The sequence below is a fragment of the Kitasatospora sp. NPDC058048 genome (assembly GCF_042885555.1).
In the GTDB taxonomy this organism is placed as follows: domain Bacteria; phylum Actinomycetota; class Actinomycetes; order Streptomycetales; family Streptomycetaceae; genus Kitasatospora; species Kitasatospora lactacystinica.
Genome location: NZ_JBHVRT010000027.1, coordinates 37,688 through 51,050 on the forward strand (window position 1 = coordinate 37,688; position 13,363 = coordinate 51,050).

Annotated in this window: 9 protein-coding genes; 6 read left to right on the forward strand and 3 right to left on the reverse strand. The window is 73.2% G+C overall.

Annotated features, from left to right (window positions below; translation table 11 throughout):
- The first annotated feature begins 171 nt into the window (after positions 1-171).
- The 3 genes from ACFVVA_RS26240 to ACFVVA_RS26250 all read left to right on the forward strand — a co-directional run bounded on the left by ACFVVA_RS26240 (position 172) and on the right by ACFVVA_RS26250 (position 3,119).
- Entirely contained in the window at positions 172-1,497 is a 1,326-nt protein-coding gene (locus ACFVVA_RS26240; protein ID WP_359915475.1) for a hemolysin family protein, read from the forward strand.
- A gap of 75 nt (positions 1,498-1,572) precedes the next feature.
- A complete protein-coding gene (trpS, locus tag ACFVVA_RS26245; protein ID WP_380542986.1) occupies positions 1,573-2,568 on the forward strand; it encodes a tryptophan--tRNA ligase in 996 nt (331 codons plus the stop codon).
- On the forward strand, positions 2,565-3,119 hold the full coding sequence (locus ACFVVA_RS26250; RefSeq protein WP_380542974.1) for a 2'-5' RNA ligase family protein: 555 nt from the start codon (positions 2,565-2,567) through the stop codon (positions 3,117-3,119). The genes trpS and ACFVVA_RS26250 overlap by 4 nt, the downstream gene beginning before the upstream one ends.
- 31 nt (positions 3,120-3,150) lie before the next feature.
- Here ACFVVA_RS26250 and ACFVVA_RS26255 read toward each other — a convergent pair whose 3' ends face one another.
- Positions 3,151-5,682, reverse strand: coding sequence for a CDP-glycerol glycerophosphotransferase family protein (locus ACFVVA_RS26255; RefSeq protein ID WP_387693194.1), 2,532 nt, complete (start codon positions 5,680-5,682; stop codon positions 3,151-3,153).
- A 208-nt stretch (positions 5,683-5,890) separates the two neighbouring features.
- On the reverse strand, positions 5,891-9,463 hold the full coding sequence (locus ACFVVA_RS26260) for a CDP-glycerol glycerophosphotransferase family protein (protein WP_387693196.1): 3,573 nt from the start codon (positions 9,461-9,463) through the stop codon (positions 5,891-5,893).
- A gap of 134 nt (positions 9,464-9,597) precedes the next feature.
- Between ACFVVA_RS26260 and ACFVVA_RS26265 the strand changes: the two genes are divergently transcribed.
- A complete protein-coding gene (locus tag ACFVVA_RS26265) occupies positions 9,598-10,596 on the forward strand; it encodes a glycosyltransferase family 2 protein (RefSeq protein ID WP_387693198.1) in 999 nt (332 codons plus the stop codon).
- 103 nt (positions 10,597-10,699) lie between these two features.
- The gene (locus ACFVVA_RS26270) at positions 10,700-11,701 is read left to right on the forward strand and encodes a YihY/virulence factor BrkB family protein (protein ID WP_387693200.1); all 1,002 of its coding nucleotides are present in this window, start codon (positions 10,700-10,702) and stop codon (positions 11,699-11,701) included.
- Positions 11,702-11,765: 64 nt separating this feature from the next.
- Here ACFVVA_RS26270 and ACFVVA_RS26275 read toward each other — a convergent pair whose 3' ends face one another.
- On the reverse strand, positions 11,766-12,953 hold the full coding sequence (locus ACFVVA_RS26275) for a D-alanyl-D-alanine carboxypeptidase family protein (RefSeq protein WP_387693202.1): 1,188 nt from the start codon (positions 12,951-12,953) through the stop codon (positions 11,766-11,768).
- A gap of 136 nt (positions 12,954-13,089) precedes the next feature.
- On the opposite strand from ACFVVA_RS26275, the gene ACFVVA_RS26280 reads away from it, so the two are divergent.
- Complete coding sequence (locus ACFVVA_RS26280; RefSeq protein ID WP_359911571.1) at positions 13,090-13,350, forward strand: SCO4848 family membrane protein; 261 nt, start codon at positions 13,090-13,092, stop codon at positions 13,348-13,350.
- Positions 13,351-13,363: the final 13 nt, after the last annotated feature.

The window sequence follows — 13,363 nt, forward strand, 5'->3', positions numbered from 1 at the left end:
GGTGCCCGCCCCGGCCCTCGCCGCGGGGCGCCCCCCGCCGCCCCGCCGGCGGCCCACACCCGCCCCCCCCCCGCCGGTTCCCCCGCGCGCCCCCCGTCTCCCCCCCCCTCGGGCGCGCCCCGCCGTCGTGTTCAGGTCCTCGCGGCAGCGGCGGTCCTACACTGGCCCGCTGTGAACGAAACACTCGGGGACGCCGCGCTCGTCCTCGTCTTCATCCTGCTGGGCGGGTTGTTCAACGTCGCCGAGATCTCGCTGATCTCGCTGCGCGAGGGCCAGATCCGGACGCTGGAGGGGCTCGGCACCCGGCGCGCGGCGCGGGCCGCGCACCTGGCGGCCGACCCCAACCGCTTCCTGGCCGCCGTCCAGGTCGGGGTGACCTGCATGGGCTTCCTGTCGGCCGCCTTCGGCGCGGACACCCTGTCCGGCAAGGTCGCCCCGCTGTTCGTCCGGGCCGGGCTGTCCGCGGGCGTGGCCGACGCGGTGGCCCTGGTCGGCCTCACCCTGGTGATCAGCTACGCCTCGCTGGTGCTGGGCGAGCTGACCCCCAAGCGGATCGGCCTGCAGCGCGCCGCGTCCATCTCGGTCATCGCCGCCCCGGTGGTGGACGTGATGTCGGTGGTGCTGCGGCCGGTGATCTGGCTGCTCGGCCACTCCACCAACCTGATGGTCCGGCTGCTCGGCGGCGACCCGGCGGCGGGCCGCGGCTCGATGAGCTCCGAGGAACTGCGCGGCCTGGTCGCCGCCAACACCGAACTCGGAAGCGACGAACGGGCGTTGATCGCCGATGTGTTCTCCGCCGGAGAGCGTCAGCTGCGCGAGGTGATGGTCCCGCGCACCGAGGTGACCTTCCTGGACGCCGAGCGCCCGCTGGCCGCCGTGCGGCACCAGGCCGACACCTCCCCGCACTCGCGCTACCCGGTGGTCGAGGGCAGCGCCGACGCGGTGGTCGGCTTCGTCCACGTCCGCGACCTGTACGGCGCCCGCGGCGAGCAGGCCGTCAAGGTCCGCGACCTGGCCCGCCCGGTCAAGCTGCTGCCCGGCACCAAGCTGGTGCTGGAGGCGATGGGCGAGATGCGCCGGGAGGGCCACCACCTGGCCATCGTGGTGGACGAGTACGGCGGCACCGCCGGGATCGTCACCCTGGAGGACCTGGTCGAGGAGGTGATCGGCGAGATCCGGGACGAGTACGACCGCCCGGAGGCCGCCCCGACCCGCCGGCTGGCCGGCGGCGGCGTCGAGCTGGACGGTCTGCTCAACCTCGGCGACTTCGCCGAGGAGACCGGCGTCTCCCTGCCCGAGGGTCCGTACGAGACGGTGGCGGGCTGCCTGGTCGCCGCGCTCGGCCGGCTGCCCCGGGACGGCGACCAGGTGCGCGTTCCGGTCGAGGGCGGCGGCGGGGTGCTGCTGACGGTGGCCAAGGTCGAGGGCCGGCGGATCGCCCGGGTCGGGGTGAGTGCGGTCACACTGGCCGAACCTCCGGGGGCGGAGGTTTCCTGAGCGACCGGTGGAACTGGAACAATGGCGCGCATGGTCAACGCAGCGGTCACCGGTCCGGCCAAGGACCGTCCCCGGGTGCTCTCCGGCATCCAGCCCACCTCCGGCTCGTTCCACCTCGGCAACTACCTGGGCGCGGTGCGCCAGTGGGTCGACCTGCAGAAGGAGAACGACGCCTTCTACATGGTCGTCGACCTGCACGCGATCACGGTGCCGCAGGACCCGGCGACGCTGCGCGAGAACACCCGGATCTCCGCCGCCCAGCTGCTCGGCGCGGGCCTGGACCCGGACCACTGCACGCTCTTCGTCCAGTCGCACGTGCCCGAGCACGCCCAGCTCGCCTGGGTGATGAACTGCCTCACCGGCTTCGGCGAGGCCTCGCGGATGACCCAGTTCAAGGACAAGTCCTCCCGGTACGGCTCCGAGAGCACCACGGTCGGCCTGTTCACCTACCCGATCCTCCAGATCGCGGACATCCTGCTCTACCAGGCGGACGCCGTCCCGGTCGGCGAGGACCAGCGCCAGCACGTGGAGATCACCCGCGACATCGCCGAGCGCTTCAACTCGCGCTACGCCCCCACGTTCACGATCCCGAAGCCGTACATCCTCAAGGAGACGGCGAAGATCATGGACCTCCAGGACCCGGGCATCAAGATGAGCAAGTCGGCCTCCTCGGCCAAGGGCCTGGTCAGCCTGCTGGACGAGTCGAAGGCCAGCGCCAAGAAGTTCAAGAGCGCCGTCACCGACACCGGCACCGTCGTCTCCTACGACGAGGAGGAGAAGCCGGGCGTCTCCAACCTGCTGCGCATCCACTCCGCGCTCAGCGGCCGGTCGGTGGACCAGCTGGTCGAGCACTTCGAGGGCAAGATGTACGGCGCCCTGAAGACCGAGCTGGCCGAGCTGTTCGCCGAGTGGGTCACCCCCTTCCAGGAGCGCACCCGGGTGTTCCTGGACGACCCGGCGGAGCTGGACCGGGTGCTGGCGATCGGCGCCGAGAAGGCGCGCGCGGTGGCGTCGGTGACGCTGGAGACGGTGTACGACCGGATCGGCTTCCTTCCGGCCGCCAAGCGGTGACTCCCCTCACGCACCTGCCCGGTGGTGGCGACCTCCCCGAGGTCGTCACCATCGGCGTGTCCGTGAGCGTCCCGGACCCGTACGGCACGGCGGTCCAGGACGCCCGGGCCGGGCACGGCGATCCGCTGGCCCGGTCGATACCCACCCACGTCACCCTGCTGCCGCCGACCGAGGTGCCCGCCGAGGCGCTGCCGAAGATCGAGGAGCACCTGGCGGCGGTGGCGGCCGCGCACCGCCCGTTCCGGATGCTGCTGCACGGCAGCGGGACCTTCCGCCCGGTCTCCCCGGTGGTGTACGTCCGGGTCGAGGAGGGCGCCCAGGAGTGCCGGCTGCTGGAGGCGGACATCCGCTCCGGCCCGCTGGCCCGCGAGCTGGCCTTCCCGTACCACCCGCACGTGACGGTCGCCCACGGACTGTCGGACGACGTGCTGGACCAGGCGTACGAGCAGGCGCGGGACTTCCGGGCGGACTTCCCGGTGGAGGGCTTCGGCCTCTCCCGCTTCGGCGCGGACGAGGTCTGGCGGCCCTGGCGGAGCTACCCGTTCGGGTGAACCGGGGCGTCTGCCGGCCCGGACTTCCCGCCTACCCGCCCAGCCCCGCCGCCCGGCCTCCCAGGCCGCCGAGTTCGAGCATCCGGTCGACCACCCGGCGGGCCGCGCGGCCGTCGTCCAGGGCGCAGTGCTCGGCCCGGAAGCGCCGGTAGCGCTCGGCGTAGCCCGGCGGCGGTCCGCCGTCGCCGTCGGCGAGTCCGCGCAGTGCGCCGAGCAGTTCGGCCGAGGTCGGCACCAGCGGGCCGGGGGCGTTCGCCTCGAAGTCGAAGGAGAAGCCGCGCAGGGTGTCGCGGTAGTGCTCCAGGTCGTAGGTGAAGAAGTACATCGGACGGCCGGTGATGGCGAAGTCGAACATGATCGACGAGTAGTCGGTCACCAGGACGTCCGCGACCAGCAGCAGTTCCTGCGGGTCGGGGTAGTCCCCGCAGTCGTACAGGAAGCCGTCGCCGGCGCCGGGCAGCGGTTCGCGCACGTGCGCGTGCGGGCGGACCAGCAGCACGTGGTCCGGCCCGAGCAGGCGCCGGGCGTGGTCGAGGTCCAGCCGCAGGTCGAGCCGGAAGCCCTCGCCGTCGCCGCGCTGCTGGTCCTCGCGCCAGGTCGGCGCGTACAGCACGATCCGCCGGCCCTCGGGAACGCCGAGCCGGCGGCGGACGGCGGCGACGGTCCGCGGGTCCGGTCGGGCGAGCACGTCGTTGCGCGGGTACCCGGACTCCAGCAGCTCGCCGGCGTAGCGGAAGGCGCGCCGCAGGATCGGCGTGGCGAACGGGCTGGGGGAGAGCAGCAGGCTCCACTGCGGCGTCTCCCGGTCGAGCGCCGCCAGGTAGCCGCGGTCGGCCAGCCAGGGGCTCTCGACGTCGTGGGCGATCCGCTTCAGCAGGGAGCCGTGCCAGGTCTGCACGACGACCTGGCCGGGACGGCGCTCCAGGAAGTCCGGGAAGTGGGTGTTGCCGACCAGGTACCGGCAGGTGGCCAGCGCGCGGTACCACTCGGGGCTCCAGCTGCGCACCGGGACGATCCCGGGCGGCAGCTCGGCCTGGGCGTCGTCGACCACCCACAGGTGCTCCAACCGGGCGTCGCGGCGCACGAGTTCGGTGTGCACCGCGCGCGGGGAGTCGGCGTAGCCGCGGCCGCCGAACACGTCGTACAGCACCGCCTCGCGCAGCGGCGCGCGGCGGGCGGCCGGGTAGTGCTCGGTGCGCAGCCGGCGCTGCGTCCAGGCGCTGCGCTCGGTGGCGGTGAGCACCGGGGTGGAGTCCACCACCAGGGTGTCGTGCCACCGGCGCTGCAACAGGACCCGCTTGCCGCCGGCGGTGGTGGCGGCGGGGACGGCGGACAGCGCGGCGGGGGCGGCGAGCAGCGGCCGGCCGTCCCCGGGGCGGGCGACCGGCTCCAGGGCGGCCTCCCAGACGCCCTTGCGCAGCGGCAGTGCGACGCCGTCCGAGCCGGTCCGGGCGGCGGGCACCCGGACCCGGAAGCGGCCGTCCGGGCCGGTGGCGACCGGGGTGCGGACCTCGCTCGCGGAGCCGGTGTGCCGCAGCACCAGCTGCAGCCGGTCCGCGGCCGGGTCCGGGCAGCGGCCGGACAGTTCGAAGCCGCCGTCCCGTACGGCGATCCGGTCGACCAGGCCGGCCGCCGGCTGGACGCAGAGCTGGAGCCGGCCGTCGGCGAGGTGCTTGAGGTAGAGCACCCGGTCCGGGGCGCCGGGCAGCGGGTGCTGGCCGGCCACCGGGCCGCCGCGCTCGTCGAGGCAGAGCTGTTCGGTGCCGCCGTCGGGGCGCAGCAGTTCGGCGTCCCAGTGCTCCAGCCTGCCGCTGCCCCGCCCGTCGGCGGTGAACGGCCGGTACGGCACCCGGACGGTGAAGGTGTTGCCGGTGCGGGCGAGCGGCTGCTCGACCACCGCGTCGCTCTCCCGGTGGCGCAGCCGCAGCACGGTGCCGGAGGGGCAGGCGTCGGCGACCCCGCCCAGGTCCAGGCCGCCGGGGGCCGGGGTGGCGCGGGTGATCCGGACGGCCGGGCGCTCCAGCCGCAGCCGCAGCCGGCCGTCGGCGAAGAACGGCTGGAGCCGGACACCGTCGTCCACCCAGTGGGCCGGCGGGTACTCGCCGGAGCCGCACCAGTGCGGGGCGAGAGCGCCGTACCGGCGGCGCACCCGGGCGGCGCGGGGGCGGGTGAAGAGCGTGGCCTCGATCCGCCAGTCGCCGAGCAGCCAGTGGTCCCCGCGGCGCAGCCGGCCGGGTGCTATCAGCGCGGTGAAGCCGGACCAGTCGTGGTTGTGCTCGGGCTGGGCGCTGTCGTCGGTGACCTCGGGCATCCGGCGGGGGCGGGAGCGCAGGTGCAGCGGCGGCTGGGACCGGTTCTGGTGGCGCAGGGTCAGCCAGGTCCAGGCGGAGCCGGGGCGGGCGGTGTCCTGGCCCTTCGGGCGGGCGAAGCCGGTGAGCTCCAGGCCGCGGCCGTGCCAGTGGGCGCGCAGCAGCCCGAAGACGACGTCCTCGTCCTCGGCGGGGCGGCCGGCGGTCACCCGGGGGGCGGCGTGCGGCAGGACCAGCCGCGTGAGCACAGGCATGGCGGTGGGAGCCCTTCGGAAGGGAAGTCAACATCCCATCCAGAAATGGCGCCGGGGTCAATTGCACGCTTTTTCGAATGCCCTGGGGAATGCATTTCCGGGAACGCCGGTTCGAATGCGGATCCGGTGTTCCGGTCCTTTCTGCCGGGCCCTTCTCGATCCCTTCCGCCCGGACGCACAGGTGCCCGGACACAGGCGGGCGCGGCGGCTACTCCTTGCGGAGCATCGCGTCGACCACCCGGGCGGAGGCCTTGCCGTCGTCCAGGTCGCAGTACGCCTCGCGGAACGCGGTGGCCCGGTCCGCGTACTCGGCCGTGATCCCGTCCACCCGGCCGAGCACGGAGACGAGCTCCTCGGAGGTGGCCGGCATCGGGCCGGGCGCCTCGGCCTCGAAGTTCAGGCTGAAGCCGCGCAGGTTGTCCCGGTAGTGCTCCAGGTCGTAGGTGAAGAACACGATCGGCTTGCCGGTCGCCGCGAAGTCGAACACGCTCGCCGAGTAGTCGGTCACCAGCACGTCGGCGATCAGCAGCAGCTCCGCCATGTCGGGGTAGCTGCCGACGTCCCAGATGTAGCCGTTGCCGGCACCCGGGATCTGGCCGCACATCAGGTGGTGCCGGCGCACCAGCAGCACCTGGTCGTCACCGAGCGCGGCCCTGGCCGCCGCCAGGTCGATCCGCAGGTCGATCTGGTAGCCGTCCTGCGGCCGGCGCCGGTCCTCGCGCCACGTCGGCGCGTAGAGCACGACCTTCTTGCCCTCGGGCAGGCCGAGCCGCTCCCGGACCTGCTCGGCGGTCTTCTCCCGGTCGGAGGCGAACAGCAGGTCGTTCCGGGGCGAGCCGCTCTCCAGGATCTCGCCCTTGAAGTCGAAGGCGCGCCGCAGCACCGGGGCCGACCAGCGGTTGCCGGCCACCAGCAGGCTCCAGTTCGGGACCTCCCGGGCCAGGCTCTTGAGGTACTTGGAGTCGGTGAACCAGACCTTCTCGAAGTCGAAGCCGATCTGCTTCAGCGGGGTGCCGTGCCAGGTCTGGACGACCACCTGGTCGGGACGGCGGACGAAGAAGTCGGGCAGGTGGGTGCTGGCCACCACGTACTTGGCGGTGGCCAGCGCCTCGTACCACTCCGGGCTGCGGTACCGCAGCGCGGTCGCGCTCTGCGGCAGCTCGGCCTGCATGTCGTCGTTGCCCCACAGGTGCTCCAGCGGCAGGCCGCGGCGGACCAGCTCCTCGTGGACGGCCCGGGGCGAGCCGGAGTACGTGCCGTACTTGCCGGTGTGGTACACCACCGTGTCGCGCACCGGCAGCCGTCGGGCGGCCGGGTAGTCCACGCTCTGCAGCTGGCGCTGGCGGAAGCCGGCCCGCTCCTCGGGCAGCAGCACCGAGTCCGATTCCAGCGACAGGCCGTCGTGGTCGCGGCGCTCCAGCAGTATCCGCTTGCCGCGGGACTCCACCACGACCGGCAGGACGTCGAAGCAGTCCGGGGTGACCAGCGCGGCGGCGTCCGGCAGTTCGGGCACCTGCACGCCGACCGGGCGGAAGACGACGTGCCAGGTGCCCCGGGAGAGCGGAACCCGGCCGGCGAAGGAGGCGGTCGGCACGGCGGGCAGCGCGGTGCGGAACCGGCCGTCGGAGATCTCCACCGGGTAGGCGTGCTCCTCCTCGCGCCACTTGTGGCGGACCACCAGTTCCCAGCGGTGCGCGCCGGGCAGCGGGAACGAGCCGCTCAGCAGGAAGCCGTCGGCGCCGCGCGAGGACACGTCGTCCACCAGCGGCTGGAGCACCTGGTCGGTGAACTGGAGGTGCCCGTTGGGGGAGGGCTTGGAGTAGAGCGCCCGGCGCTCGGCCACCGGGGCCTGCGGGTTCAGCGCCAGGTGCAGCCGCTCGGGCGCGTTGCGGTCGTCCCAGGCCAGCGGGAGGGTGCTGCCGTCGGCCAGCAGCAGGGAGCCGTCCCAGTGGTCGCGGCTGCGCTCGGCGGCCACCGGGTCCAGCTCGGCCCAGGCCTCGCGGACGGCGGTCAGCTCGGCGACCGGGGCGAGCGCGGTGAACGGCTGGAGCGAGCCGACCGGGGCGCCCAGCTCCAGCGGGAAGGTCACGTGGCGGTCCGACTCGACGTGGGTGAGCCGCAGCCGCGCCCCGGCGAAGCTCGGGCCGGAGCGGGCCGCGCCCGAGACCTCCAGCCGGTCGCCGTGCGCGGCCAGGCCGGTCACCCGGGCCTTGACCGTCTCCACCCGGAGGTAGACGAAGTTGTCCCGGATCCACGGCACGATCCGCACGTCCGGCTCGACCCAGTGCGACGGGAGGAACTGCGCGCTGTCGCTCCACCCGGCCGAGATCCGTCCCTTGTAGACCCCGCCCTTGCCGGCGCCGGCCACCAGGACGCGCCAGTTGCCGTCCTTCCACTGGCCGCGGTGCCGGAGCCTCTTCGGGTCGATGGCCACGTTGAAGCCGGACCAGTCGCAGCTGTACAGGTCGTGCTGGCAGCTCGCGGTGGCCTCGGGGCTGTACGTCGTCCTCATCGGCACCGCGATGACCCGGCGGCCCTTGGCCTCGCGCAGCACCAGGGTGCGGACCATGTCGTGCTTGCCGGCCGCGCCCAGCTGCTCCGGGTAGGCGTGCCCGGTCAGCCGCAGCTTCCCGTCCTCCCAGACGCTCCGGTACAGCCGGCTGCGGATGACCAGCGAGTTGTCCAGCTTCAGCACCCCGGCCGGCACGCTCTTGCGCCCGCCGCGCAGGAACGGGTAGTCGGCGTACGGGCGCAGCAGGCCGCGGGCCTGGACACCGCCGCCGCTCTCGCGCTCGTACGTGATCTGGTCGACCAGCTCGTCCATCCGGCCCGACAGGGTCAGGTGGTACTTCAGCCGCACCGGCGCGCGCAGCCGGCCGACGTGGTCGGAGCCGATCGCCCGGAGCAGCCGGCCGACGTGCTGGAGGTAGGCGTCCCGGTAGTCCTTGTCCCCCTCCACCAGGGACGAGAAGAACATCGGGATCTCCTCGACGAGGGTGTTCTCGTCGTAAGAGCGCAGGTACTCGGCGAAGCGCGGCTCGGTCTGCTTCATCAGCCAGGCGCGCACCAGCTCGACCGAGGCGACCCGGTCGATCAGGCCCTTGGGGTTGGTGCGCATCTGCGTGATCGACATCTCGCCGACCTCGCGCTCGCGCCAGTGGTAGATCGGCTCGGAGAGCACGTCCACGCTCTTGGCCAGGTAGTGGTGCGGCACGCTGACCGGCGCGTCCTCGTACAGGATGCCCTCGGGGTAGAGCAGGCCGGCGCCGTCGAAGAACGAGCGGCGGTACACCTTGTTCCACGCGGTGCGGTCGGTGACCAGCGCCGGGATCTCGGTGATGTGGGTCTTGAGCCTGGTCTCCTTGAACGGCTTCAGGTGGCCGCCGGACTGGTAGTAGCCCACGGCGCGGAAGCGCAGCACGTTGCCGGTGCAGAAGTCCGAGCCGGTCTCGTCCAGCGTGTTGATCATCAGCTCGTACGCGCTCGGCGGCATCGAGTCGTCGCTGTCCACGAAGCACAGGAACTCGGAGTCCGGGTCGATGTGCCGGATGCCGGTGTTGCGGGCCGCGCCGAGTCCCTTGTTCACCTGCCGGACCAGCCGGAACCGGGAGTCCTCGGCCGCGTACGCCTCGGCGAGCGCCGCGCTGCCGTCCTTCGAACCGTCGTCGACCATGACGCACTCGAAGTCCGTGAAGGTCTGGGCGGCGATCGAGTCGAGGCATTCGACGAGGTAGCGCTCGACGTTGTAGATCGGGACGACGATGGAGAGGCGGGGAGCCATCGGCTACGCAGGCCTTTCTCTGGAGGAGCGTGGCAGCCCGTACGGGGCCTGGCCGCACTTGGATCGGTGCGTACGTGCGCCCCCGATCCTACCTCCGGGGACCTCGCCCACCCCGGGACCACTACGCTGGGTCCGTGTCCCGTTTCAGCGTGATCGTCCCCGTGTACCAGGTCCAGGACTACCTCTCCGAATGCCTCGATTCGGTACTCGGCCAGGACGGCCCGGACTTCGAACTGATCGCCGTGGACGACCGCTCCCCGGACGGCTGCGGCGCCCTGCTGGACGAGGCCGCGGCCGCCGACGCCAGGGTCCGGGTGCTGCACCTGCCGGAGAACGTCGGCCTCGGCCGGGCCCGCAACGCCGGCCTGGAGGTCGCCACCGGGGACTACGTGATCTTCCTCGACAGCGACGACACACTCACCCCCGGATTGCTGAAGGGCATCGACGAGCGGCTCACCGCCACGGGTGACCCGGACATCCTGGTTTACGACTACGCCCGCACCTACGCCGACGGCCGGATCACCCGGGCCGCCTCCGCCCACGTCTTCGGCGCCGCCTCCCCGGACGTCTTCGACCTCGACGCCCGCCCCGACCTGCTCGACCTGCTCCAGGTCGTCTGGAACAAGGCCTACCGCCGCGGCTTCATCGCCGAACAGCGGCTGGTCTTCCCGGCCGGCTACTACGAGGACACCCCCTGGACGTACCCGGCGCTGCTCGCCGCCGCCCGGATCACCCTGCTCGACCAGGTCGGCGTGCACTACCGCCAGCGCCAGGAGGGCGGCAACATCCTGGCCACCGCCAGCCGCAAGCACTTCGACGTGTTCGCCCAGTACGACCTGGTCTTCGCCTTCCTCGACCGCCGCCCCGACCTGGAGCGCTGGCGCCCGGTCGTCTACGGCCGGATGCTGCACCACCTCAACACCGTGGTCTCCAAGCCCGGCCGGGTCCCGTCCGGCGACCGTCGCGAGTACTTCCGCCGGGCAGCCGGGCACTGCGCCCGGCTGCGGCCGGCCGGCTACCGGCCGCCGGCCGGCGTGGACGGCGTGCGCACCGAACTGCTCAGCCACGGCCGCTACGGGGCCTACCAGGCCGTCCGCGCCCTCGCCAAGGCCCGACGACTCGTCAAGCGGTAGCCGCGGGGCGTCCTGCCGGTCCCCGCCGGGTCCGCCGAAACCCGCGGGACACCCACCCGGGGCCTGACGCCCATTCGGGGGACAGGGCCGGTATAACCGGTGGGTGGACTTCCTGACCCGCCTGCCGGTCCTCGGCCCGCTCGTGGCCCGGGTGCTGCGCAGCCGCCCGTACCGGGTGTACGAGTACTTCTCCGCCGCCCGGGGCAACCGGCTGGCCGGCGCCGTCACCTTCTTCGGCTTCCTCGCCCTCTTCCCGCTGCTCACGGTGGGCCTGGCGATCGCCGCGGCGGCGCTCAGCGACGACCGGGTGCACGAGCTGCAGAAGCACATCTCCGACCAGCTGCCGGGGCTCTCGGACGCGCTCAACCTGCCGGCCCTGGTGTCCAACGCGGGCACCGTCGGGCTGGTCGGCGGGGCGCTGCTGCTGATCTCCGGCCTCGGCTGGGTGGACACCATGCGCAGCTCGATCCGGGACCTGTGGCAGCTGCCCCAGGAGGAGGGCAACCCGGTGCTGCGCAAGGCCTGGGACGTGGCGGTGCTGGGCGGCCTCGGCCTGGTCTCGCTGTTCTCACTCGCCGCCTCCGCCACCGGGACCACGCTGGCCGGCCGGATCGCCGACGCGATCGGCCTCAACAGCGGCTACCTGCTCACCGCCGTCGGCGTGCTGATCGCCATAGCGTGCGACATGCTGCTCTTCGCCTACCTGCTGGCGCCCTTCCCCGGCATCACCGACCAGCGCCGCCGGGACCTCGTGCAGGGCGCGCTGATCGGCTCCGTCGGCTTCGAGCTGCTGAAGATCCTGCTCGCCTCCTACCTGGGCTCGATCGCCGGACGGAGCCTCTACGGGGCGTTCGCCACGCCGGTCGCGCTGCTGCTGTGGATCAACTTCGTCTCCCGGCTGCTGATGTACTGCGTGGCCTGGACGGCGACGGCCGACCCGCAGGCCGCCCGGGAGCGGACCAGGGCGCACGGGCGGACGCTGCTGGAGGCGGCCGACAAGGCGGAGGCGGCGGCCCGGGCGGACGCCGCGGAGCGCGCCGCCCGGGCCCGGAAGAAGGAGAAGACGGAGGGAAAGGGAAAGGGGAAAGCCCGGCCCCAGGACTGAGGCCGGGCCCTGCCGCAGGCCGGTGGTCAGCCGCCGGAACAGCCGGTTCGGCCTCGTCGGCGGATCAGCCGGCGGAGCGGCGCCGCAGCACCACCGCGCCGTACCCGAGCGCGGCCCCGGCCAGCACCACGGCCGACCAGCCGACGACGCCGGACCGGCCGCCCCCGCCTTCCGCGGTGGGCGTCGCGGCCGCCGGCGCGGCGGGGTGCGGCGGCGGCGCGGGCGTTCCGTCACCGCCACCGGCCTGGCCGGTCGGCTCGGCGCCGCCGGGCGGGAGCTCGTCGACCAGCCGGCCGACCGGCTGGACCTTGCCGGCCGCGGCGAAGCCCCAGTCCAGCAGCGCGGCCGTCTCGTCGTACACCTTCTGGTAGCTCGACGGGTGCATCACCGTCACCAGCAGGGTGCGGCCGCCGCGTTCGGCGGCGCCGACGAAGGTCGAGCCGGCGTTGGTGGTGGTGCCGTTCTTCACGCCGATCAGGCCCGGGTACTTGCCCAGCAGCCGGTCGGTGTTGGCGATCCCGAAGCTGCCGCGCTGGCCGGTGTTCCGGTCGACGGCGCCCGGGAACATCGCGTCCCGGGTCGCGCAGTACATCCGGAAGTCCGCGTTGCGCAGACCGGCCCGGGCGAACAGCGACAGGTCGTAGGCCGAGGACACCTGGCCGTCCATGTCGTAGCCGTCCGGGGAGATCACCCGGGTGTCCCGCGCCTGGAGCGTGTCGGCGCGCGTCTGCATCTCGGCGACGGTCCGCTGCACCCCGCCGTTCATGTGCGCCAGGACGTGCACCGCGTCGTTGCCGGAGCTCAGGAACACCCCGCGCCACAGGTCCTCGACCCGGTAGTCCAGGTTCTCCTTGATGCCGACCAGGCTGCTGCCGGGACCGATCCCCTGGATCTCCTCGTCGGCCACCCGGTGCACCGCGTTACGGTCGAACTTGGGCAGCACGGTGTCCGCGAAGAGGATCTTCAGAGTGCTCGCCGGGGGCAGCCGCAGATGCGGATTGCTGGCCGCCAGCACCTCCCCCGACACCGCGTCGGAGACTATCCAGGACTGGCCGGTGAGGTCGGCGGGCAACGGCGGAGCGCCCGCCATCGGGGCGACCTGCACCCCCGGGAGCCCGAGCCGCTCGCCGCCGACCGCGGCCGACGGGGGCGGCTGCTGCGGGGCCGCGCCCGCCGGAGCGGCGAGCAGTACCGGCAGGGCCGCGGTGACCGCGGCGCACAGACGCGCGAACGTGAGACGGGGTGTGGGCACCAGCAGACCGTACCCACTCACGGCTCCCGGCGCCCTTCCCCAGGGGCCCGTCCTCCGCAGGAGGGGCCCGCCCTACGCCGATCGGCGGCCCGCGCATACTGGGGAAGCACACCGCCTTCACACGCCGAGGACCCCCATGAAGCTCAGCCGCCGCACCTCCTGGTTCCTGACCGCCTTCGGGGTCTGGTCGATCATCATCTGGACGACCTTCGTGAAGAACCTCTGGAAGGACTCCGGCGGCCAGGCCTTCACCAACGGCGACCATTCCCAGCCCACCGCCTTCTTCTGGGTCCACCTGCTCCTCGCCGTCACCTCCTTCGCCCTCGGCATCGCCGTCGGCACCATCGGCGTGCGCGGCCTTCGCGCCACCACCCGCCGCACCCCGGCCACCGACTGAGAATCCCCGTTGC

What these genes read in the sequence shown, in the direction of transcription:
- ACFVVA_RS26260 (WP_387693196.1), bottom strand. Translation starts at nt 9,463, where the DNA reads ATGGCTCCCCGCCTCTCCATCGTCGTCCCGATCTACAACGTCGAGCGC.
- ACFVVA_RS26255 (WP_387693194.1), bottom strand. Translation starts at nt 5,682, where the DNA reads ATGCCTGTGCTCACGCGGCTGGTCCTGCCGCACGCCGCCCCCCGGGTG.
- ACFVVA_RS26280 (WP_359911571.1), top strand. Translation starts at nt 13,090, where the DNA reads ATGAAGCTCAGCCGCCGCACCTCCTGGTTCCTGACCGCCTTCGGGGTC.